The organism is Streptomyces sp. NPDC048434 (genome assembly GCF_043200375.1).
Taxonomy (GTDB): domain Bacteria; phylum Actinomycetota; class Actinomycetes; order Streptomycetales; family Streptomycetaceae; genus Streptomyces.
This window is the reverse complement of sequence record NZ_JBICXQ010000015.1, coordinates 145108-165720: the sequence shown is the minus strand read 5'-3', so window position 1 is coordinate 165720 and position 20613 is coordinate 145108. Positions and strand designations below refer to the sequence as shown.

Below are 20613 nucleotides of genomic sequence, written 5' to 3'. Positions count from 1 at the left end.
GGGCCAGGCACCCGGGACACGACGTCGGCCCCCGCTACCCGCCATATGCGGGTCCGGGGGCCGATGACGGTCCGGGCGTGGCGCCCTGGCGGCGGCCTCAGTCGACCAGGGCGTCGACGAAGGCCTCCGGCTCGAACGGCGCCAGGTCGTCCGCGCCCTCGCCCAGGCCGACGAGCTTGACGGGGACGCCGAGCTCCCGCTGGACGGCGACGATGATGCCGCCCTTGGCGGTGCCGTCGAGCTTGGTGAGCACCACACCGGTGATGTCCACGACCTCGGCGAACACCCGGGCCTGGACCAAGCCGTTCTGGCCGGTGGTGGCGTCCAGGACGAGCAGTACCTCGCCGACCGGGCCGTGCTTCTCGACGACCCGCTTGACCTTGCCGAGCTCGTCCATCAGTCCGGTCTTGGTGTGCAGTCGGCCCGCGGTGTCGATCAGTACGACATCGGCGGCCTCGGCGATGCCTTCCTTCACCGCGTCGAAGGCGATCGAGGCGGGGTCGCCGCCCTCGGGTCCGCGGACCGTACGGGCACCGACCCGCTCGCCCCACGTCTGCAGCTGATCGGCGGCCGCGGCGCGGAAGGTGTCGGCGGCGCCGAGGACCACGGACTTGCCGTCGGCGACCAGGACTCGGGCCAGCTTGCCGGTGGTGGTGGTCTTGCCGGTGCCGTTGACGCCGACGACCAGGACGACGCCGGGGATCTCGTCGCCGCCGTTGCCGATGCCGTTGGCGGTGTGCACGGTGCGGTCGGCGTCCGTGCCGATGAGGGCGAGGAGCTCCTCGCGCAGCAGGGCGCGCAGGCCCTCGGGGGTACGGGTGCCGAGGACCTTGACCCGCTCACGCAGCCGCTCGACGAGCTCCTGGGTGGGGGCGACGCCGACGTCGGCGGTCAGCAGGGTGTCCTCGATCTCCTCCCAGGTCTCTTCGTCGAGGTGTTCGCGGGACAGCAGGGTCAGCAGGCCCTTGCCCAGGGTGTTCTGGGAGCGGGAGAGCCGGGCGCGCAGCCGGACCAGCCGTCCCGCGGTGGGCTCGGGGACCTCGATCTCGGGCGCGGCGGGCGCCTCGGGCTCGGCGGCCGGTGCCTCGGCCACGGGGGCCTCGGCGGTGGGCAGCGTGACTTCTTCGATGGTGCGACGTTCTTCGTCGCGGGGGGTCTCGGCCTCCTCGCCGACCTGCGGTTCGGCGGGGGGCGCGGTAACGGAGGGCTTCGGGGCAGCCGGCGGGGACGGCGGCAGCTGCTTCTTCTTGCGGCCGCTGACGACGAGCCCGCTGATCGCGCCGAGCACGACCACGGCGATGACTACGGCAAGGATCACGGTTTCCATAACCCCTCCAGTATCAGCCACGCCCCGCCCGTGGGGACTGCACGCGCCGAACCTGGATGAGTGGTGTCCTGAATCAGTGCGCCGCCGGGCGCCGGGTCACCACCACCGCCCGAAGCGGCGCGAGCGGGCCATCGGCGGGACATGCGTCTCTCCGCCGGCCGATGACCCGCAGGAGCTGCCGCGGCGGGCCGGCCACCGGGTCGGCCGGCGACCGCCCGTACCGCCTCCGGCCTGGTCGGAGACGCTCGACTGGACCCTTCGACGAAGGTGGGTGACACTCGTTCTCGTCGTGGGGTCCAACGGAACGTACCGGCAGAAGTTGGATCAAAGTACGATGGTCGACGGCCGCGCAACGCGCGTAGAGTCCTGGCAGCCAAATCGCCGGCCAGGCACCACAGACGCTGCCTGCACCTCCTCTCCCCGGGGGTGCCTCCTGATCCCCGCACGGAGATACCTGCACCATGGGCACCACGACCGCTTCCACGCCCGCAACCGAAGGCGCCGTCGAGACCCGCGGCATCGAGCCCGTTCCCGACCACGAACGCCAGGGCCGCGTCCGCGAGCTCTTCCCGACCTGGGTCGCCGCCAATATCAGCGTGTTGTTGCTCACCATGGGCGCCTCGCTCGTGGTCAACAACGGGCTGAACTTCTGGCAGGTCCTGCTGGTGGCCGCGATCGCCGCGGCCGTCGCCTTCGGCATGGTGGGCGTGCTGTCGGTCTCGGGCAAGTGGGGCGGCGCGCCCGGCGCGCTGCTCTCCCGGGCCGCCTTCGGCGTCCGCGGCAACTACTTCCCCGGCGCGATCCTGTGGGTCGCCCGCTTCGGCTGGGAAACGATCAACGCGGTCACCGGCGCCTATGCCGTACTGACCGTGCTGCATCTGCTGCTGGGCATCGAGAGCAACAACGTCCTCGTCGTCGTCACCCTGCTCGCCTTCGTGGCCGTCACCTACCTGGTGAGCGGCCTGGGCCGCAAGGCGCTCAACGTCTGCAACAAGTACTCGACGTATCTGTTCGGCCTGTTCAGCATCATGGTGCTGGTCTACCTGGTCGCCACGATGAACTGGGACGCCATCTTCGCCAAGAAGGCCGGCACCACCGCCATGGTGATCGCGGGCATCGGCACCATCGCGGCCGGCGGTATCAGCTGGGTGCCCACCGGCCCCGACTTCGCGCGCTACCTCCCGCACTCCGCGTCCGGGAAGAAGATCGTGGGCACCACCGTCTCCGGCGCGGCCCTGGTGCTGCTGCCGATGGTGTTGATGGGCGGCGTGATGGCCGTCTCCGACCCGAAGCTGGCCGGCCAGAACACCGACCCGATGTCGTTCCTCGGCACCATCCTGCCGGGCTGGCTCGCGGTGCCGTACCTGGTCACCGCGCTGGTCGGCATGGTGCTGATCAACAGCCTGTCGATGTACTCCGCCGGCTTCACCGCCCAGACCATGGGCGTCAAGCTGCCGCGTGCGCTCGCGGTCAGCATCAATGCCGTCATCAGCCTGGTCGGCGGCCTGTTCATGATGCTGGTGGCCAAGGACTTCATCGGCCAGTTCATCGCCTTCCTGACGCTGCTGGCGGTCTCCTTCTCCGCCTGGATCGGCGTCTACGGCATCGACATGGCCCGGCGGCGCAAGCTGGCGGTGCGCTATGACGCCGACAGCCTGATGAACACCGGCCGCACCAGCCGTTACTGGTACACCGGCGGCTTCTGCTGGCAGGCCATGACGGCCTGGGCGGTCGCACTCGGCGCGGGCCTGTGCTTCACCAAGGTCCAGTGGTTCGCCGGCCCGCTGGCCACCACCTGGATCGGCGAGAACGGCCTGGGCTGGGCGGCCACGATCGCAATCGCCGCGGTGGTCTTCGCCGTACTGCCGGCGCCCCGGGAGTCCGTGCCTGCGGCCGGGGCCGACCGGGCGGCCGACGCCCGGCAGCCGGTCGAGGCGGGCTGACCCGGCTCCGCCCCGCGGACCGGATCCCCCCACTAGTGATCTGACGCTGCGTCAGCTAACGTCCCCTTCGCCCACCACCTTGGCGAAGGGGACGTTTGCCATGTCTGCCCTGCCCGCCCTGCCCGTCACGGTCCTGCGCATCAACCTCGTCGACCCCGCGCCCACCCCCGCCACACTGTCCGCGCGCTACCGGGCGGCCGTCGAGATGGCCACGTTCGCCGACGACCGCGGCTTCACCATGGTCCAGACCGAGGAGCACCACGCCACCACCAACGGCTGGATGCCCTCCCCGCTCACCTTCGCGGGCGCCGTCTTCGGCGCCACCCGCCGCATCGGCGTCACCGTCTCGGCGCTGATCACCCCGCTGCACGACCCGCTCCGGCTGGCCGAGGACCTCGCCTCGCTTGACCTCCTCAGCGGCGGCCGGCTGGTCACCGTCGCCGGCCTCGGCTACCGGCCCGAGGAGTACGCGGCGCACGGGAAGGACTGGCGGGGCCGTGGCGCGCTCCAGGACGAGGTGCTGGAGACCGTGCTGTCCGCCTGGACCGGCGAACCGTTCCTCTACCAGGGCGGCACGGTCCAGGTCACCCCCCGCCCGTACACCCGGCCGCACCCGCTGCTGCTGATCGGCGGCAGCTCACGGGCCGCGGCGCGGCGCGCGGCCCGCCTGGGGCTCCCCCTCTTCCCCAGCGCCCACCTCCCGGAGCTGGAGGCCTACTACCACGAGCAGCGCGCCGCCTTCGGCACCGACGGCTGGGTGCTGCAGCCGCCCGAGCGGACCTCGCTCCTGCACGTCTCCGAGGACCCCGACCGCACGTGGGCAGCGTACGGCGGCCATCTGCTGCACGAGGCCCGGATGTACGCCTCCTGGCAGTCCGCCGGCATCCGCTCCGCGGTGCGCTCGTCCGCCCAGGACGTCGCGGCGCTGCGCGAGGAGGGCGTCTACCGCGTCGTCACCCCGGACGAGTGCCTGCGGCTCGCCCGGCAGGCGGGCGGGCAGGGCTCGCTGATCCTGCATCCGCTGTGCGGCGGGATGCCCGTCGACGAGGGCTGGCGCTCGCTGCATCTCTTCGCCGAGCAGGTGCTGCCCGGTCTCAAGGACTGACGGCCGGGGCGGGTTCAGCCTTCCGGGTAGAAGACGAACAGGGTGCAGCCCGTCGCCGACTGCGGTACGTGCCAGGAGCCGGCCGGCGCATGGAGGAAGGTCCCGGCCGGGTGGTCCCGGTCCCCGTCATGGAAGGTCCCCGAGACCACGAAGACCTCCTCGGGCCCCGGTGCATGCACATCGATGCCTTCCCAGCAGCTGCCCGGGTCCATCTCCAGCACCTGGGCCTTCGCCCCGTTGCCGCCGGTCCACAGCGGCCTGCTCCGGATGCCGGGGAACAGCTCCTTGACCGGGGCGTCGTCCACCGCGCGCCACACGTAGCCCGCGGTCCCGCCCACGCCTCCGGCGGCCCGTCCGTGCCTCGCGCGCCGCCCGTCCCCGGGCGGGTGCGCGGCCGCCTCTGTGACCGTACCGGTCGTGTCGGTCGTTCGGTTCGTCTCCGTATCGCTCATGTCTCCACCCTCACCGAACGGGACGGCGCTCCCCCAGTGTCAGAAATGACGTCCTGAGGTACTTTCCTGCCATGACCGGACCGCCGCGGCACGACCCGCAACCGGACTCCGTGCACCGCGTGGTGGCGCTGGTCCGCCCACCCCAGCCGACCTTCGAACTCGGCTGCGCCGCCGAGGTCTTCGGCACCCGGCGCCCCGGACTGCCGGCCTCGTACGACTTCCGGGTGTGTACGCCGCGGCCCGGCCCCGTACGGACGACGGCGGGCTACGACATGCTGGTGACCTCCGGCCTGTCGGCGCTGGAGACCGCGGACACCGTCGTCATCCCCGGCTGGACACCACCCGGGGAACCGCTCGCACCCGCGGCCCGCACGGCACTGCGGCGCGCGCATGCGCGGGGCGCCCGGCTGGTCAGCATCTGCTCCGGTGCTTTCGCCCTGGCACAGACCGGGCTGCTGGACGGCCGCCGGGCGACCACCCACTGGAATCTGGCGGCCGACCTCACGGAGCGTTTCCCCCGCGTCGAGGTGGACCCGTCGGTGCTGTACATCGATCACGGGGACCTCGCGACCAGCGCCGGAGCGGCCGCCGGTGTGGACCTCTGTCTGCACCTCGTACGCAGCGACCACGGCGCGGCCCATGCCGCACGGATCGCCCGCCACATGGTCCTGCCGCCGCACCGCGAAGGGGGCCAGACCCAGTACGCGGTGCCGCCCCCGGTGGACCGTGCGGACCCCGCGCTCGGCATGGAGCACTCACTGGCCCCGCTGCTGGAGTGGGTGGCCGGCCGGCTGTCCGAGGCCGTCTCCGTCGAGGACATGGCCGGGCAGCTGCGGATCTCCTCGCGCACCCTGGCCCGCCGGTTCGCTGACCAGCTCGGCACCAGCCCCGGCCAATGGCTGCTGGCCCGTCGCATCACCGCCGCCCGCACCCTGTTGGAGGAGAGCGAGCTGCCCGTCGAGGCGGTCGCACTGCGCGTCGGCCTGTCCTCGGCGACCAACTTCCGCCGACGCTTCCAGCAAGCGCTGCACACCACGCCGGCCGCGTACCGGAGGGCGTTCCGTGCGGCGGACGGCGCACCCCGGGAAGGCGACGACACCTGAAGCGCCACGACGCCCCGGGCACAAAAAACGGGTACTGCCCGGGGTCCCTGATGACCCGGGGCAGTACCCAGTACTGAGGAGAGGACTGGCGGGGGGTTAGCCCATCTCCTCCAACGCCTTGCCCTTCGTCTCCTTCACGAACTTGAGCACGAAGGGGATCGAGAGCAGGGCGAAGACCGCGTAGATGACGTACGTACCCGAGAGGTTCCAGTCGGACAGGCTCGGGAAGCTGGCCGTGATGGCCCAGTTGGCGATCCACTGCGCAGAGGCGGCGACGCCCAGCGCGGCGGCGCGGATCTTGTTCGGGAACATCTCGCCGAGGAAGACCCAGACCACGACGCCCCAGGAGAGGGCGAAGAAGAGCACGAAGACGTGGGCGGCGATCAGGGCCACGGTGCCTTCGGTGGTCGGCAGGGTGCCGGCCGCGGTCTTGGCGGAGAAGGCCCACGCCTCCAGGGCCAGCGCGATGGCCATACCGACCGAGCCGATCAGCGCCAGCGGGCGGCGGCCGATCTTGTCGACGAAGATCATCGCGATCACGGTGCCGATGATGTTGATGATCGACGTCGTGAAGCTGTAGAAGAACGAGGCGCTCGGGTTGATCCCGACGGACTGCCACAGCGCCGAGGAGTAGTAGAACGCGACGTTGATGCCGACCAGTTGCTGGAAGACCGACAGTCCGATACCGACCCAGACGATCGGCAGGAAGCCGAACTTGCTGCCGAGCAGGTCCTTGAACGACGCCTTGTGCTCACGGCGCATCGCGTCCTGGATCTCCGTGACCCGCTTGTCGAGGTTCACGGTGTGGCCCTCGACCTCGCCGAGCACCTCCTTGGCATGGGAGATCTTGCCGACGGAGATCAGGTAACGCGGCGACTCGGGGATCGCGAAGGAGAGCAGACCGTAGAGGACGGCCGGGACGACCATCACGCCGAGCATCCACTGCCAGGCCTCCAGGCCGGCGATGAGGCCGCGCTGCTTGCCGCCGGCGACGTTGAGGATGCCCCAGTTGACGAGCTGGGAGACGGCGATGCCGACGACGATCGCGGCCTGCTGGAACGAGCCGAGACGGCCGCGGTAGGCGGACGGCGAGACCTCGGCGATATAGGCCGGGCCGATGACCGAGGCCATACCGATCGCGAAGCCGCCGATGATCCGCCAGAAGGCCAGGTCCCAGAGGGCGAACGGCAGAGCGGAGCCGACGGCGCTGATGGTGAACAGTGCCGCGGCGATCTGCATCACGCGGATGCGGCCTATGCGGTCCGCGATCCGGCCTGCGGTGGCGGCGCCGATCGCGCAGCCGATCAGCGCGACGGCAATCACCTGGGCGAGTACTGCGGATCCGACGTCATAGCGGTCGCGGATCGCCTCGACGGCACCGTTGATGACGGAGCTGTCATAGCCGAAGAGGAAGCCGCCCATCGCGGCAGCCGCGGTGATGAAGATGACATGGCCGAGATGCTCGGGATGGGCCTTACGGCCTTCCGAACCCGTCGGCTGCGCGGTGCTGGTCAACGTGAACTCCAGTGGCCCGGCTGCGCTGCCGGGTTAGGGGGCTGGCCCTACAAGTGGTGCATAGGTTGGGGGTACCCACCACTTGAAGGTAAAAGCAACGTTGCAGAGACTATGCCTTCAAGTTTCGAAGTCAATAGGACGGAATGAATTTGTTTCTCGGTCGCTTCAGGGGCTGTTCGTTCAAGTTGTGAACTGATGGTGCGTCGGACACTCCGGGCGATCGCGGAGGGCGCCGAGCGGGCGGCCAAAAGCACTGATTCCGGTCAATACCGGCCCGCGGCCGTGCCGCGTACGCGCTGCGCGCCCGCCGTCAGTGCAGCCGCTGACTGATGACCTTCGATACGCCGTCGCCTTGCATCGATACCCCGTAGAGCGCGTCCGCGACCTCCATCGTCCGCTTCTGATGCGTGATCACGATCAGCTGGGAACTCTCCTGCAGCTCCTCCATGATCCGGATCAGCCGCTGCAGATTGGTGTCGTCCAGCGCGGCCTCCACCTCGTCCATCACATAGAACGGGCTGGGCCTCGCCTTGAAGATCGACACCAGCAGCGCCACCGCGGTCAGCGACCGCTCACCGCCCGACAGCAGCGACAGCCGCTTGACCTTCTTCCCCGGAGGACGTGCCTCCACATCCACCCCGGTCGCCAGCATGTTGTCCGGATCGGTCAGCACCAGCCGTCCCTCGCCCCCCGGGAAGAGCCGCGCGAAGACGCCCTCGAACTCGCGCGCGGTGTCGTGGTAGGCCTGGGTGAAGACCTGCTCCACCCGCTCGTCGACCTCCTTGATCACCTGCATCAGATCGGCGCGGGTCTTCTTCAAGTCTTCAAGCTGCTCGCTCAGGAACTTGTGCCGCTCCTCCAGCGCGGCGAACTCCTCCAGCGCCAGCGGATTCACCTTCCCGAGCTGCTGATACGCCCGCTCGGCGGCTCTGAGCCGCTTCTCCTGCTCGGTCCGTACGTAGGGCACCGGCTGATTACGCGGATGCTCCGGATCGTCCGGGAGTACCTCGCCGTCGGCGGCCGGCGACGGCGGGACGAGCTGTTCGGGGCCGTACTCGGACATCAGCCCGGCCGGCTCCACCCCCAGCTCCTCCAGCGCCTTGGTCTCCAGCTGCTCGATCCGCAGCCGCTTCTCCGCGCCCAGCACCTCACCGCGGTGCATCGAGTCCGTCAGCTTGTCCAGCTCGGACTTCAGCTCCCGGCCCCGGTTGCGCTCGGCCACCAGCGCCTGCTCCCGCTCGGCCTTGGCCCGCTCCGCAGCGCCCCGCTCCTCCTCGGCGCGTACGGCCGACACCTCAACATGCGCCAGCAGCTGCCGGGCACCGGCGGCGACCGCCCCGGCCACCTCCGCCTCGTGCCGCAGCCGCGCGCGCCGCCGCTCGGCCCGCACCCGCGCCTCGCGTTCGGCGCGCGCCCCCCGGTCCAGCGCATCCGCCCGCCCGGCGAGCGCCTTCACCCGCTCCTCGTGCGTCCGCGCCTGGAGCCTGGCCTCCATCTCGGTCTGCCGCGCATTGGCGCCGTCGGCGGCCAGCCGGTCCCGTACGGACGTATCGGGCTCCTCGTCGCCGACGCCCGGCTCCTCCTCGGCCACCGCAAGACGCTCGGCCAGTTCCTCGGCCTCCTCGGTGGCCCGCAGCAGCGCCTCCTCGGCCTTGGCTGCTGCCGCGTCGGACCGCTCGGCCTCCCCCGCGGCCGCCCGCGCCTGCCCGCCGAGCCGGCCCAGGTCCCCGGCGACCTTCGACTTCTCCCGGTCCGCCGCCCGCCGCCGCTCGGCCAGCTCCTCGACCAGCGCGGCACACTCCGTACGGCGTTTCGCCGCGGCCCGCTGCACCTCCGCCAGCTCCGCGCAGCGCGCCGCCAGCTCCTCCAGCTCGGCGGCCGCCTCGTCGACGGACGCCTGTACCTCCAGCAGGCTCGGCGCACCGGCGGAGCCGCCGTGCGCGAAATGCGCCCCGAGCAGATCGCCCTCACCGGTCACGGCCATCAGCTCCGGCCGCGCGGCCACCAGCTCCTCGGCGTCCTCCAGCGTCCCGACCACCACGACGTCCCGCAGCAGCCGGGCCACGGCGGCCGTCAACTCCGCGGGCCCCCGTACCAGTTCATCCGCCGGCACGGGCTCGGAACGGGGCCCGGGGAACCGGTACTCGGGGGCACCCGGCGCCCCGGCCGCGCCCTCATGGGCGTCCAGCACGCCGCCATCGGCCCCAACCGCCGCCCGACTATCCCCATTGAATCCATTTGCGCCATTAGCCCTGCCGGCACCAAGAGCCGCATCAGCCCTGTGGGCCCCGTGGGCTCCCTCGGCCGCACTCCACGCCGACACCCGAATAGCCTCAGCCGCCTCCATGGCATCCGAGGCTCCACCGGCCTCCGCAGGCCCCACCGCGTCCACGGGCTCCACAGCCCGCGCGGGCGCAGGCACCAGCCCCGCACCATTCCGGCTCGCACTTCCCCCCAGCACCATGGCCGCCCGCCCCGCGTCCTGTTTGCGCAGCAGCCGGATGGCCTCGGCGGCGGTGCCCGGGCCGGTGACGGCGAGGGCGTCCGCTGCCACGCCCAGGGCGGCCGCCACCGGGATCTCGAAACCGGGGGTGACGGTCAGCAGTTCCGCCGCCGGACCGAGCAGGCCGGTGAGCTGGTCCGCGGCGGCCAGCAGCGCGCCGGTACCGTCCTTGCGGCGCAGCCCGAGCGCCAGCGCGTCATGCCGTGCGGCGGTCGCGGCTCGCTCGCGCTCGGCCTCGGTCAGCGCCTCACGCGCGACGGACAGCGCGGACTCCGCCTCCGCCAGCCCCCGGCGAGCCGCCTCGTGCCGCTCGGCGACCTCCTCGTCGTCCGCATCCAGCCCGTCGACCTCGGCCTTGAGCTGCTCGTACTCCTCCTGGGCGCCGGCCGCCCGGCGCCGCGCGTCGTCCCTGGCCTCGGCCAGCCGGCCGATCTCCGCCTGCGCCGAGGCGGCCCGGCCGCGGGCGGCGGTGACCTGCCCGCTCAGCCGTGCCAGGCCCTCGCGGCGGTCGGCGATGGCCCGGGCCATGTCCCGCAGCCGCCGCTCCTCGTCCGCCAACTGCCGCTCCAGCCCGGCACGGTGTTCGACGGTGTCCTCCAGCGCCCGGCTCGCCGCCTCCAGCGCGGCCGTCAGTTCCGCCTCCTGCTCGCGGATCCGGGCCGCCTCGCGCTCCATGTCCTCGGGGTCGCGCCCGTGCCGCTCCTCCGGCGGGGCCGCCGAGGCGCTCTTGACCCGAGCCTCGGCCAGTGAGATCGTGCCGCGCACCCGCTCCGCGAGCTGGGTGAGCTCATGCCAGGTCTGCTGTGCGCGCTGTACCCGTGGCGTCAGGGTGCGCACTTCCTCCTCCAGGGCCGCCTCGTGCCGCTGGGCGTCGCGCAGCCGGTCCTCGGCGGCCTGTTTGCGTTCCTTCAGCGCCGCCTCGTCCGCGATCTCGGCGCGCAGCGCCCGGCGCAGGGTGACGAGGTCGTCGGCGAGCAGCCGCAGCCGGGCGTCGCGCAGATCCGCCTGGATGACGGCGGCGCGCCGGGCGACCGCGGCCTGCCGCCCCAGCGGCTTGAGCTGGCGTCGTAGCTCATCGTTCAGATCCTGGACGCGGGCGAGGTTGGCCTTCATCGCCTCCAGCTTCCGCAGCGCCTTTTCCTTGCGCTTGCGGTGCTTGAGGACACCGGCGGCTTCCTCGATGAAGGCCCGGCGCCCCATCGGGTCGGCATGCAGGACGGAGTCGAGCTGCCCCTGCCCGACAATGACATGCATCTCCCGGCCGATACCGGAATCGGAGAGCAATTCCTGGATATCCAGCAGCCGGCAGGTGTCGCCGTTGATCTGGTACTCGCTGCCGCCATTGCGGAACATGATCCGGGTGATGGTGACTTCGGCGTACTCGATCGGCAGTGCACCGTCGGAGTTGTCGATCGTGAGCGAGACCTCGGCACGGCCCAGCGGCGGCCGCCCGGTCGTCCCGGCGAAGATGACGTCCTCCATCTTCCCGCCGCGCAGCGACTTGGCTCCCTGCTCGCCCATGACCCAGGACAGCGCGTCCACGACATTGGACTTGCCCGAGCCGTTCGGGCCCACGACGCAGGTGATGCCGGGCTCGAACCGGAGCGTCGTGGCGGAGGCGAAGGACTTGAAACCTCGCAGGGTCAGACTCTTGAGATGCACGCCGTTGGACTCTACCGGCCGCCCCTCGGGGGGCGACCCCAACATTCCGGCACCGGTCACCCGCCCGTACGGCCCCCCGGTATACCGCACCGTTCATTTTCGGTTTCATTGACGAAAGCGCAGGGCACATCATGCGGTAAGGGAGGGGCGGCACGGCTGAAGTGGCCGTATGGTCCGCGAAAAGGAACCGGAGAACGCAGAGCCGGGAAACGACGAAGGGACGCCGAAGCGTCCCTTGCAGATCTTGAAGAGAGCGGTCCTCAAGCGGCTGGCGAGCAGCCCTACCGGCCCTTGGGTTGAGGTCAGGTGAGCGCGGGCTCCGCCTGGGGTACGTCGAGGTCGAGCATCGAGCCGTCGTGACGTGCGGCAGCGGACAGCATGTCGTTTTCGGCCTGCATCCGAATAAGTTCGGATTCAAGGTCCTGAACGCGCTGCTGAAGCCGTCGCATCTCGGAGAGGACTCGGGGGTCGGAGCCGCCGACGTAACCGAGAAGCGCCTTTGCCATGATGGATGGTCCTCCACAATGAGTGACCGACCGAAGCGGTGTGGGTCGTGAGGGATTCGCACCCGCGGTGCTTGTCATTCTCTGTTGTACTCAATGCCAAACAGCTAAGGTGCGCGGGGATTCCAGAGTCTCACCAAACGGTTTGACGGTCAACACGATCACACCCCGTATCCTCGGGCACCTGAGAGTGCGCGGCCGCGAGGGCGCTGCGCCGACTCCCCAGAAAGGTCCCGCGGGGGCGTGGAGATCATCCGTACAGCGGCAGCCTTGCACGGGTCGGCCGAGTTGGCAACCACCAGGCCTTATCTCCTGTAAGCAGCTGACAAAGACGCATCCGCAAGGTCGTCCGTGACGGCCGTACGGACGGTTTCGGCGGGGTCGCTCAGCGGATCTCGAAGCCGTCGTAACCGCCGCGGGGCGTGTCCCATATCTCAGTGACTCCGTCGACCCGTCCGGGCGTGTCTCCGGTACGGAGCCAGTCCAGCAGCGCATCGCAGTGATCCTTCGGCCCTTCGGCCACCACCTGGACGCGGCCGTCACCGAGATTGACCGCAAATCCGGCGAGTTCGCCGATGCGAAGGGCGTTGGCCCGGGTGAACCAACGGAACCCGACGCCTTGGACCTGACCACGCACCCACGCGGTCACACGGACATCTTCGTTCATGTGTGCACGTTAACCGGCCAATTGCTCAGTGGTCACATCTGCCACTTCCGCCGTGGCGTACAGTCCCCCGACAAGCGAGACTCACTCTTTTGAGTGAGTCGTCTTGACGCTGAGGACGGAAGGAAGACAGCGGATGGGCCGCCATCGACGCTCTGCTCCCCCAGCCCCCGAGGCCCCCGGTGCGGGGCCTGTTGACGCTCCGACAGCGGTACGGACCGGCGCGTCGGCCGCGGCCCGGCGCCGCGGACATCGCGCGGCCCCGCGCCGCGGCATGGCGCCCGTACGCACCGGACTGCTCGGCGCGTCCGCGGCGATGGCGATGGGAGCCGTGGCGGTCGCCTCCGGACTGATCCCCGGCCACGGCCAGTTCGACGGGGGGACGAGCGGCGACCGCGGAGACCGCGTTCGGGCCGGCGCGCTGCCGGAGGCCACCGAGCCGCTGGGCGGCGTGTCGGCGACCCCGACCGACCGCGCCACGGAGCAGGCGAGCCGCGGCGGCGCCCGCCCCACGGTCCCCGGCACCGGCCGCCCCTCCTCCCCCACCACCCCCTCGAAGTCCCCCTCGCCGCACCGATCGGCCACCTCCCCCACCGGGAAGGCCGAGGCACACCGGTCCGCCGAGCCCACCGACCGGCCGTCCTCGGCAGCGCCCGCACGCAGCGCGACTCCGTCGAAGGCCCCCGACACCCAGTCGTCCGCCGAGACGCAGGTCCTGTCCCTGGTCAATCAGGAGCGCGCCCAGGCCGGCTGCTCCCCCGTCACGGCGGACAAGGAATTGGCCGGTCTCGCACAGCGGTTCAGTGACGACATGGCCCGGCGTGGCTTCTTCGACCACACCGACCCGGACGGCGATACGCCCTGGGACCGTGCCAAGGCGGCGGGCATCAGCGACCTGGGCGGCGAGAACATAGCCCGCGGCCAGGCCAGCGCCCAGGCCGTCATGGACTCCTGGATGAACAGCCCCGGCCACCGCGCGAACATCCTCAACTGCGAGTACAAGACCCTCGGCGTCGGCGCCCACTTCGGGTCGGGCGGCCCGTGGTGGACGCAGGACTTCGGCTTCTGAGACAGCTTCCCCGGCCGGGGTGAACCGGCCTCGGACGCGCGAGACGCCCGTGCCGCCCCGTGATCCGTCACGGGGCGGCACGGGCGTCTCGCGTGTGAGGCCCGGGGGGGCTTGCACCCCTGGTGGTCAGGCCGCGAGGGTGGCGCGGCCCGCGGCGAAGATGCGGGCCTGCTCGGCGATGCGGCGTCCGAGGTGCTCAGCGGTGGCGATATCGGCCTTGTGGACTCCGTCGGCGCCCTGGTCGTTGTCGGACTGGGCGCCGGCCCCCAGGAAGAAGCCGAGCCGGTTGAGGTCGTTCTCCGAGGCGGTGGACGCGTTCCAACCGGGGAGCAGGTTGAGGCTGACCCAGCTCATGCCGTGCTGGGCGGCGAGCACCGTGAAGAACTGCAGGGTGTGCAGCTTGTCCCCGCTCTTGGAGGCGGAGTTGGTGAAGCCGGCCGCGAGCTTGTCCTGCCAGGCGCGGGTCGCCCAGCGCTTGGCGGTCGCCTCGGCGAAGGTGTGGAACGCGCCGGAGGCCGTCCCCATATAGGTCGGCGAACCGAAGACGATCGCGTCGGAGGCATCGAGCTGCTCCCACTGGGCCTCGGTGATGTCGTCGACCTTGATCAGGTGGACGGTGGCACCCGCCTCGGCGGCAGCGGCGCGGACGGCCTCGGCCAGTACGGCGGTGTGGCCGAAGCCGGAGTGGTACGCGATGGAGACGACGGGGGCGGGCAGGGCGGGGCTGGTCACGGCGGGTTCTCCTCAAGGTCACGGCTTCCCGGGACGGTCGGTGCCGGGGAATGCCGGGCGGCGATGAGAGAAGAGAAGCACTAACTTTTTGAAAGCGCAACCCACTGGTTAGCGCTGCGCACAGGTATGGTGTCCGTATGGCGACCGAGACCCCTGCCGAACCGGCCGAGGAGCCCGCCTCCGGCTGTACGGACGACCTGGCCTTCGACGTTTTCGCGCGCGACTGCCCGTCCCGCGACGCGCTCAAGCACGTCACCGACCGATGGGGCAGCCTGACGCTGGGCGCGCTCCTCGACGGCACCTTCCGCTTCAACGAACTGCGGCGCCGGGTGGCAGGGGTGAGCGAAAAAATGCTGGCCCAGACCCTGCACGCACTGGAGCGGGACGGACTCGTCCACCGCGAGGCCCAGCAGACCAACCCGCCTCGGGTGGATTACGCGCTGACGCCACTGGGCCACCAGGTCGCCCGCCAGTTGCAGCTGCTGATCACCCTGGTCGAGGACCGGATGCCACAGGTGCTCCAGGCCCGGGAACGCTATGACGCCCGGCACGCCGCGGAATGAGCCGGTGCCCGCGCCGGTGTTCCGCGCTCAGCCGCGCGGCGGCCGCTGGCAGCGGGGGCAGAAGTAACTGGACCGGTTCATCCAGGGACGACGGCGGATCGGGGTGCCGCAGCGGCGGCAGGGTTCGTCCTCGCGGCCGTAGGCGTCCAGGGAACGGTCGAAGTAGCCGGACTCACCGTTGACGTTGACATAGAGGCTGTCGAAGCTGGTGCCGCCGACGGCGAGCGCGGCGTTCATCACGTCCCGTACGTGGCCGAGCAGTTCGGTGGTGCGCGGGCGGGTGAGGGTGGCGGTCGGCCGCTCGTAGTGGAGCTTGCTGCGCCACAGCGCCTCGTCCGCGTAGATGTTGCCGACGCCGCTGATCAGCGTCTGGTCGAGCAGGGCCCGCTTGACCGTGGTCCGGCGGCGGCGCAGCGCGTCGTGGAAGGCGGCGTCGTCGAAGGCCGGATCGAGCGGGTCGCGGGCGATATGGGCGATGACGTCGGGAAGGTGGTCGGCGTCGCCCGGGACGGTGTCGTGCAGCGAGAGGCCGCCGAAGGTGCGCTGGTCGACGAAGCGGAGCTCGGTGCCGAGGGCGTCGGCGAAGCGGAGCCGGATCCGCAGATGCTTCTCGTCCGGGACGTCGTGCGGCTGGACCAGCAGCTGGCCGCTCATCCCGAGATGGGCGAGGATCGCCAGGCCGTGGGTGACGGATGGCGTGACCATCGGGGTGATGCCTTCGGCGGCGGTCTGTGCGGCCGGGCCACCGCCGGTCACCGGGAGCCAGAGGTACTTGCCGCGCCGGCACGCCGCGCCGAGTTGCAGCCCCTTGAGCCGCGCCGCGAAGTCGGCCGCACCGGCCGTGTGCCGGCGGATCGCGCGCGGATGCCGCACCTCGACGTCGTCGATCGTGCGGCCGCTGACCCAGCGCTCCAGTCCGCGGCGTACGACCTCGACCTCGGGCAGCTCGGGCACGGGACTCCTTGGGACAGCTGAGGAACGACAGCCGCAGCGTACCTCTCCGCTCCGGGACTCCATGGGCCCGCCCGGTGGCCTCGCACGGCGTTCGCCACCCCAACCGCCGGTTGCGGCCGCCTGGTTGGGGTGCCGCCGCGCGGAACACCGCCGCGTCACCGGTGCCGCGGGCAGGTACGGCTCCGGACAAGAAGGACCCCCGCCACGCCGAAGCGCAACGGGGGTGCGGGGCCCGCGCCACAAGGGCGTGAGCGATGCGCCTAGCCGGCGGTGTCTTCTCCGGCGGGCTCGGCGGGCTGTGCCGCCTTCTCCGCCTCGGCCACCTTGGCCGCCTCGTCCGCCGCGGCGCGAATCTCGCGCCATGCGGACTCGGCCGCCTGCTGCTCGGCTTCCTTCTTGCTGCGGCCGGTGCCGGTGCCGTACGAGACACCACCGACGCGGGCGGCAGCAGTAAAGGTTTTCTCGTGGTCCGGTCCGGTCTCCGTGACCAGGTACTCCGGAACGCCGAGACCCTCGGTCGCGGTAAGTTCCTGGAGACTGGTCTTCCAGTCCAGGCCCGCGCCCAGGCTGGAGGACTTCTCGATGAGCGGGTCGAAGAGCCGGTGCACCAGCTCGCCGGCCGCGTCGAGGCCCTGGTCGAGATAGACGGCGCCGATCACCGCTTCAAGGGTGTCGGCGAGGATGGATGCCTTGTCCCGGCCGCCCGTGCCCTCTTCGCCCCGTCCGAGGTGGATGAAGGCGCCGAGGTCGAGGCCGCGGCCCACCTCGGCAAGTGCACGCGAGTTGACCACCGCGGCCCGGAGCTTGGCCAGCTGGCCCTCGGGCAGATCGGGGTGGATGCGGTACAGCGTGTCGGTGACCACCAGACCGAGCACCGAATCCCCGAGGAATTCGAGCCGCTCGTTGGTGGGCAGACCGCCGTTCTCGTATGCGTACGAGCGGTGCGTCAGCGCACGCACCAGAAGGGCGGACTCGAGCTTGTACCCGAGCCGCCCTTCCAGAAGCGTGTGAGACGAGGCCGTGTCCGCCGGAGTCGGTTCATCCCCGCGCTTGCGGGAAGTCGAATTGGCGTCTGACATGAAGCCTGTCACCAGCCGCTCAGACCTCGAGGACCTGGCGCTTGTTGTAGGTGCCGCAGCTCGGGCACGCGATGTGCTGCTGCTTCGGCTCATGGCAGCGCTCGCACGCCACCAGGGTGGGGACCGCAGCCTTCCACTGCGACCGGCGGTGGCGCGTGTTGCTGCGCGACATCTTCCGCTTCGGAACAGCCACGGCTACTTCTCCTGCTTCTCGTCGACGCCCGCTTCGGCGCCGCCCATGTTGTCCTTCTCGCCGTCCTTGACGGTCCCGGCGAGTCCCTGCAGTGCCGCCCAACGGATGTCGACGGCGTCGTGGTGGTGGTCCGGGTCGTCCGCCAGCCGCACTCCGCATTCGGAGCACAGACCCGGGCAGTCGTCCTGGCACACCGGCTGCATCGGCAGTGCAAGCACCACCGCGTCACGCAGCACGGCTTCGAGGTCGAACAGGTCGTCCTCGAGGAAGAGGGTGTCCTCCTCGTCCTCGGCGTCGTCGCCGGCGTCCTCACGGACCCTGGCGTCGGCGTCGGGGTAGGCGAACATCTCCTGGAAGTCCGCATCGAGCTCTCGCTCCAGCGGCTCCAGACACCTTACGCACTCCCCCTTGACGGTTGCACGGGCGGTGCCTGTGACAAGCACCCCGTCCATGACCGATTCGAGGCGGAGGTCGAGCTCGGCCGGTGCGCCCTCGGGCACACCGATGACCTCATTGCCGAGGCCCTGGGGGGCCACGACGGAGCGGGAGACCCTCTTGAGCGCACCGGGACGCCGGCCCAGCTCGCGCGTATCGAACACGAGAGGGGAACGGTGGTCGAGGCGGGCGTTGATGGCTTCCTGCTTTCTACGGGGTTTCCGTGCCGTCCGTATTCCTGCTGGACAGGATTCGGGCAGCAGAGATCGCGGAATTACGCGCGACCGAAGAGCCAGGATACTGGACGGGCCCCGATAGGCCCAATCCGCTCCCGGTCCCCTCCCCGGCCCGCGGGCGGGGCCGCCTACTGGCGCCCGTCCTCGTAGGCCCGGAGCTGGTCCAGGTCGATCATGCCGGTGTCGAAGAGGCTGGTCTCGTCCAGTGCCCCGGGCTGCGCGGGATGGGCGTGCGGAGCGTGCTGGGGCTGCTGGGGCACCTGCTGCTGGAGGTAGGCGTTGGGGTCGTAGCCCTGCTGCTGGGCCTGCTGCTGCCAGTCGTAGCCGTACGGGTCCTGGTGCTGGGCGTACGGGACCTCCTGCGGCTGCTGATAGCCGTAGACGTCCTGCTGCTGGTAGACCGCCGGGTCGGTGTAGTAGCCCTGCTGCTGAAGCTGAGGCTGGAGGGGCTGCTGAGGCTGGAAGGGCTGCTGGTGCTCCTGGGGCTGGGGTTGCATCTGGGGCATGGGGGCCGCCTCGGGCATAGGAGCCGGCTCGGGCATCGGGGGCGCCTGGGGCGGCTGCGGCTCCTGGCCGGCGCCGATGTCCGCCAGGCCGGCGAGATACTCGGCGTCGGCCTGCGGGTGCCCGGACTGCGGGTCGCCCTGCCCTGCCATATGGACGCCCAGCTCATCGATCGCCCGGGCGCCCTGGAGCTTGTCGCGGCCCCGGCCGACCGCCTCCAGTGTCTTGGTCAGTACGGCCTGGAACGCCCCGAACTTGGCGTCGACATACACATCGGCACGCTGCCTGAGGGTCTCCGGGTCGGCGCTGCGCTCCGGGGCCTCGGTGTCCTCGTACCCCTGCTCATCGAGCCCGGGACCGCGGCCGAGCAGCTTCTCGCGGCCGCGGTCGACGGATCCGATGGTCTTGGTGAGCACGACCTCGAAGTTGGCCAGCTTGCTGTCGACGTAGTCGTCGGCCTCGGCGCGGATCTCCTCGGCCTCCCGGCGGGCCTCCGCGAGGATCCGTTCCGCCTCGTCCTGGGACTGCCGGGCGACCTCGGTGTCGGAGATCAGCGACCCGCGCTGGGCGTGTGCGGTGTCGATGATCCGCTCGGCCTCGGCCCGCGCCTCCTCCACCATCTGCTGCCGCCCGCCGAGCAGCTCCTGCGCCTGTGCGAGGGAGCCCGGGAGCGCCGCACGCACCTCCTCCAGCATGGCGAGCAGCTCGGCGCGGTTGATCACGCACGATGCCGACATGGGCATGGACCGGGCACCGCCGACGGTCGCGACGATGTCGTCGAGCTTCTTCTGCACGTCCACTTTGGACTCGCCACTCTCTGAAGGGTTGGAACGACGGAACGGGACGACTGTACGTCCACGGCCCCTTTGCCCGACACCAACTGACGGCCCATCAGTCTGGCACCGGGCCGGTGCGTCCAGCGGTGTCAGTCCTTCTTCCGCAGGCGCTCGGTGAGGGCCTCCAGGACGAACGCCGGCACCAGATGGGAGACATCGCCGCCCCAGGCGGCGACCTCCTTGACGAGGCTGGAGGAGAGGAAGCTGTAGGTGGGGTTGGTGGGGACGAAGAGGGTCTCCACTCCGGACAGGCCGTTGTTCATCTGGGCCATCTGCAGCTCGTAGTCGAAGTCGCTGACAGCCCGCAGCCCCTTGACGATCGCGGGGATGTCGCGCTGCTTGCAGAAGTCGACGAGCAGGCCGTGGAAGGACTCGACCTCCACATTGCCGTACTCGGCGGTGGCCCGGCGGATCAGCTCGATCCGCTCGTCGACCGTGAACAGCCCCTGCTTGGACTGGTTGATCATCACGGCGACATGGACGACGTCGTACAGCTTGGAGGCACGGGCGATGATGTCCAGGTGCCCATTGGTGATGGGGTCGAATGACCCCGGACAGACGGCGCGGCGCAACTCGGGTTCCTCGCTCTCCGATCCGGTCATGACACGCTTACTGACGTCGATTCGGCGGACGTCGAAGCGGCGCGACCGTACCAAAGCGTCCCCTCGCCGTAGCGACGGGCCTTGATCGCTTCAAAACCGTCCGGCCATGGGAACGTGCCGCCTCGGGTGCTGCGCTCCACGGTGACGAGTGCCTGCTCCGCAAGCCACCCCTGACCACGGAGTGTGAGCAGGATCTCGCGGAGATCCTCTTCGGTCACCGCGTAGGGCGGGTCCAGGAACACGATGTCGTACGGCTCGCCCGGGGCCGGTGCGGCGGCGGTCTGCTCGGCCTTGCCGGCCCGGACCTCGACGCCCGGGAGGCCGACCGTGCGGACGTTGTCCCGGATGGTGCGCACCGCGCGGGGATCGGCCTCGACCAGCAGGACGTGTGCGGCGCCGCGGGACAGCGCCTCCAGGCCGACCGCGCCGGAACCGCCGTACAGATCGAGCACCCGGGCACCGGCCAGCGGTCCGTCGAGCGACTCCCAGGTGGAGAACATGCCCTCACGCGCACGGTCGGAGGTCGGGCGGGTGCCGTTTCCCGGTGGTACGGCCAAGCGGCGGCCGCCGGCCGTGCCGGCGATCACGCGGGTCATGGGCCCGTCCTTACGTTGCGCGTGGTCGGTATGGAGG

Annotated in this window: 19 protein-coding genes; 5 read left to right on the top strand and 14 right to left on the bottom strand. The window is 70.7% G+C overall.

The features are described 5' to 3' along the window. Positions 1–97: 97 nt before the first annotated feature. On the bottom strand, positions 98–1327 hold the full coding sequence (gene ftsY, locus ACGFWI_RS19625; RefSeq protein ID WP_393907220.1) for a signal recognition particle-docking protein FtsY: 1230 nt from the start codon (positions 1325–1327) through the stop codon (positions 98–100). A 461-nt stretch (positions 1328–1788) separates the two neighbouring features. Here ftsY and ACGFWI_RS19620 point away from each other — a divergent pair, with 461 nt between their 5' ends. Both ACGFWI_RS19620 and ACGFWI_RS19615 read left to right on the top strand, forming a co-directional pair. Beyond that, positions 1789–3270, top strand: coding sequence for a purine-cytosine permease family protein (locus ACGFWI_RS19620; RefSeq protein ID WP_393907219.1), 1482 nt, complete (start codon positions 1789–1791; stop codon positions 3268–3270). A gap of 100 nt (positions 3271–3370) precedes the next feature. Next, positions 3371–4375: an LLM class flavin-dependent oxidoreductase gene (locus ACGFWI_RS19615; protein WP_393907218.1), complete on the top strand. Its 1005-nt coding sequence runs from the start codon at positions 3371–3373 to the stop codon at positions 4373–4375. Between the two features lie 14 nt (positions 4376–4389). Here the strand turns inward: ACGFWI_RS19615 and ACGFWI_RS19610 are convergent, their stop codons facing one another. Beyond that, entirely contained in the window at positions 4390–4713 is a 324-nt protein-coding gene (locus tag ACGFWI_RS19610) for a cupin domain-containing protein (protein WP_393907258.1), read from the bottom strand. Positions 4714–4898: 185 nt separating this feature from the next. Here ACGFWI_RS19610 and ACGFWI_RS19605 point away from each other — a divergent pair, with 185 nt between their 5' ends. Continuing rightward, the gene (locus ACGFWI_RS19605) at positions 4899–5930 is read left to right on the top strand and encodes a GlxA family transcriptional regulator (RefSeq protein WP_393907217.1); all 1032 of its coding nucleotides are present in this window, start codon (positions 4899–4901) and stop codon (positions 5928–5930) included. A gap of 96 nt (positions 5931–6026) precedes the next feature. Here the strand turns inward: ACGFWI_RS19605 and ACGFWI_RS19600 are convergent, their stop codons facing one another. From ACGFWI_RS19600 to ACGFWI_RS19585, 4 genes are all read right to left on the bottom strand, one after another. Beyond that, a complete protein-coding gene (locus ACGFWI_RS19600; protein WP_393907216.1) occupies positions 6027–7445 on the bottom strand; it encodes a sugar porter family MFS transporter in 1419 nt (472 codons plus the stop codon). Positions 7446–7755: 310 nt separating this feature from the next. Beyond that, the gene (locus ACGFWI_RS19595) at positions 7756–11610 is read right to left on the bottom strand and encodes an AAA family ATPase (RefSeq protein WP_393907215.1); all 3855 of its coding nucleotides are present in this window, start codon (positions 11608–11610) and stop codon (positions 7756–7758) included. Between the two features lie 302 nt (positions 11611–11912). Then, positions 11913–12116, bottom strand: a complete 204-nt coding sequence (locus ACGFWI_RS19590) for a hypothetical protein (RefSeq protein ID WP_393907214.1) — start codon at positions 12114–12116, stop codon at positions 11913–11915. A 382-nt stretch (positions 12117–12498) separates the two neighbouring features. After that, complete coding sequence (locus tag ACGFWI_RS19585; protein WP_328384315.1) at positions 12499–12780, bottom strand: acylphosphatase; 282 nt, start codon at positions 12778–12780, stop codon at positions 12499–12501. Between the two features lie 133 nt (positions 12781–12913). Here ACGFWI_RS19585 and ACGFWI_RS19580 point away from each other — a divergent pair, with 133 nt between their 5' ends. After that, positions 12914–13846: a CAP domain-containing protein gene (locus ACGFWI_RS19580; RefSeq protein ID WP_393907213.1), complete on the top strand. Its 933-nt coding sequence runs from the start codon at positions 12914–12916 to the stop codon at positions 13844–13846. Positions 13847–13972: 126 nt separating this feature from the next. Here ACGFWI_RS19580 and ACGFWI_RS19575 read toward each other — a convergent pair whose 3' ends face one another. Next, positions 13973–14563 carry a flavodoxin family protein gene (locus ACGFWI_RS19575; RefSeq protein ID WP_393907257.1) on the bottom strand — a complete coding sequence of 197 codons (591 nt, stop codon included), beginning with the start codon at positions 14561–14563 and terminating at the stop codon, positions 13973–13975. 152 nt (positions 14564–14715) lie between these two features. Between ACGFWI_RS19575 and ACGFWI_RS19570 the strand changes: the two genes are divergently transcribed. Next, the gene (locus tag ACGFWI_RS19570) at positions 14716–15141 is read left to right on the top strand and encodes a winged helix-turn-helix transcriptional regulator (protein WP_393907212.1); all 426 of its coding nucleotides are present in this window, start codon (positions 14716–14718) and stop codon (positions 15139–15141) included. Between the two features lie 27 nt (positions 15142–15168). Here the strand turns inward: ACGFWI_RS19570 and mutM are convergent, their stop codons facing one another. The 7 genes from mutM to rsmD form a co-directional block, all read right to left on the bottom strand. Further along, entirely contained in the window at positions 15169–16095 is a 927-nt protein-coding gene (gene mutM / locus ACGFWI_RS19565; protein WP_393907211.1) for a bifunctional DNA-formamidopyrimidine glycosylase/DNA-(apurinic or apyrimidinic site) lyase, read from the bottom strand. 260 nt (positions 16096–16355) lie between these two features. Further along, the gene (gene rnc, locus ACGFWI_RS19560; RefSeq protein ID WP_393907210.1) at positions 16356–17174 is read right to left on the bottom strand and encodes a ribonuclease III; all 819 of its coding nucleotides are present in this window, start codon (positions 17172–17174) and stop codon (positions 16356–16358) included. Positions 17175–17193: 19 nt separating this feature from the next. Then, complete coding sequence (gene rpmF, locus ACGFWI_RS19555) at positions 17194–17367, bottom strand: 50S ribosomal protein L32 (protein ID WP_003951102.1); 174 nt, start codon at positions 17365–17367, stop codon at positions 17194–17196. A 2-nt stretch (positions 17368–17369) separates the two neighbouring features. Then, the gene (locus ACGFWI_RS19550; protein WP_393907209.1) at positions 17370–17966 is read right to left on the bottom strand and encodes a YceD family protein; all 597 of its coding nucleotides are present in this window, start codon (positions 17964–17966) and stop codon (positions 17370–17372) included. A 200-nt stretch (positions 17967–18166) separates the two neighbouring features. After that, positions 18167–19342 (bottom strand): ATP synthase F0 subunit B, encoded by a 1176-nt coding sequence (locus tag ACGFWI_RS19545; RefSeq protein WP_393907208.1) that lies wholly within the window; start codon positions 19340–19342, stop codon positions 18167–18169. Between the two features lie 125 nt (positions 19343–19467). Further along, a complete protein-coding gene (coaD, locus tag ACGFWI_RS19540; RefSeq protein WP_393907256.1) occupies positions 19468–19950 on the bottom strand; it encodes a pantetheine-phosphate adenylyltransferase in 483 nt (160 codons plus the stop codon). Between the two features lie 26 nt (positions 19951–19976). Further along, positions 19977–20576, bottom strand: coding sequence for a 16S rRNA (guanine(966)-N(2))-methyltransferase RsmD (gene rsmD, locus ACGFWI_RS19535; RefSeq protein ID WP_393907207.1), 600 nt, complete (start codon positions 20574–20576; stop codon positions 19977–19979). Between the last annotated feature and the right edge of the window lie 37 nt (positions 20577–20613).

Bases quoted from the DNA above. Each gene is read 5' to 3' on its own strand.
- ftsY (WP_393907220.1), bottom strand. From the start codon at position 1,327: ATGGAAACCGTGATCCTTGCCGTAGTCATCGCCGTGGTCGTGCTCGGC.
- ACGFWI_RS19620 (WP_393907219.1), top strand. From the start codon at position 1,789: ATGGGCACCACGACCGCTTCCACGCCCGCAACCGAAGGCGCCGTCGAG.
- ACGFWI_RS19615 (WP_393907218.1), top strand. From the start codon at position 3,371: ATGTCTGCCCTGCCCGCCCTGCCCGTCACGGTCCTGCGCATCAACCTC.
- ACGFWI_RS19605 (WP_393907217.1), top strand. From the start codon at position 4,899: ATGACCGGACCGCCGCGGCACGACCCGCAACCGGACTCCGTGCACCGC.
- ACGFWI_RS19590 (WP_393907214.1), bottom strand. From the start codon at position 12,116: ATGGCAAAGGCGCTTCTCGGTTACGTCGGCGGCTCCGACCCCCGAGTC.
- ACGFWI_RS19585 (WP_328384315.1), bottom strand. From the start codon at position 12,780: ATGAACGAAGATGTCCGTGTGACCGCGTGGGTGCGTGGTCAGGTCCAA.
- ACGFWI_RS19580 (WP_393907213.1), top strand. From the start codon at position 12,914: ATGGGCCGCCATCGACGCTCTGCTCCCCCAGCCCCCGAGGCCCCCGGT.
- ACGFWI_RS19570 (WP_393907212.1), top strand. From the start codon at position 14,716: ATGGCGACCGAGACCCCTGCCGAACCGGCCGAGGAGCCCGCCTCCGGC.
- rnc (WP_393907210.1), bottom strand. From the start codon at position 17,174: ATGTCAGACGCCAATTCGACTTCCCGCAAGCGCGGGGATGAACCGACT.
- rsmD (WP_393907207.1), bottom strand. From the start codon at position 20,576: ATGACCCGCGTGATCGCCGGCACGGCCGGCGGCCGCCGCTTGGCCGTA.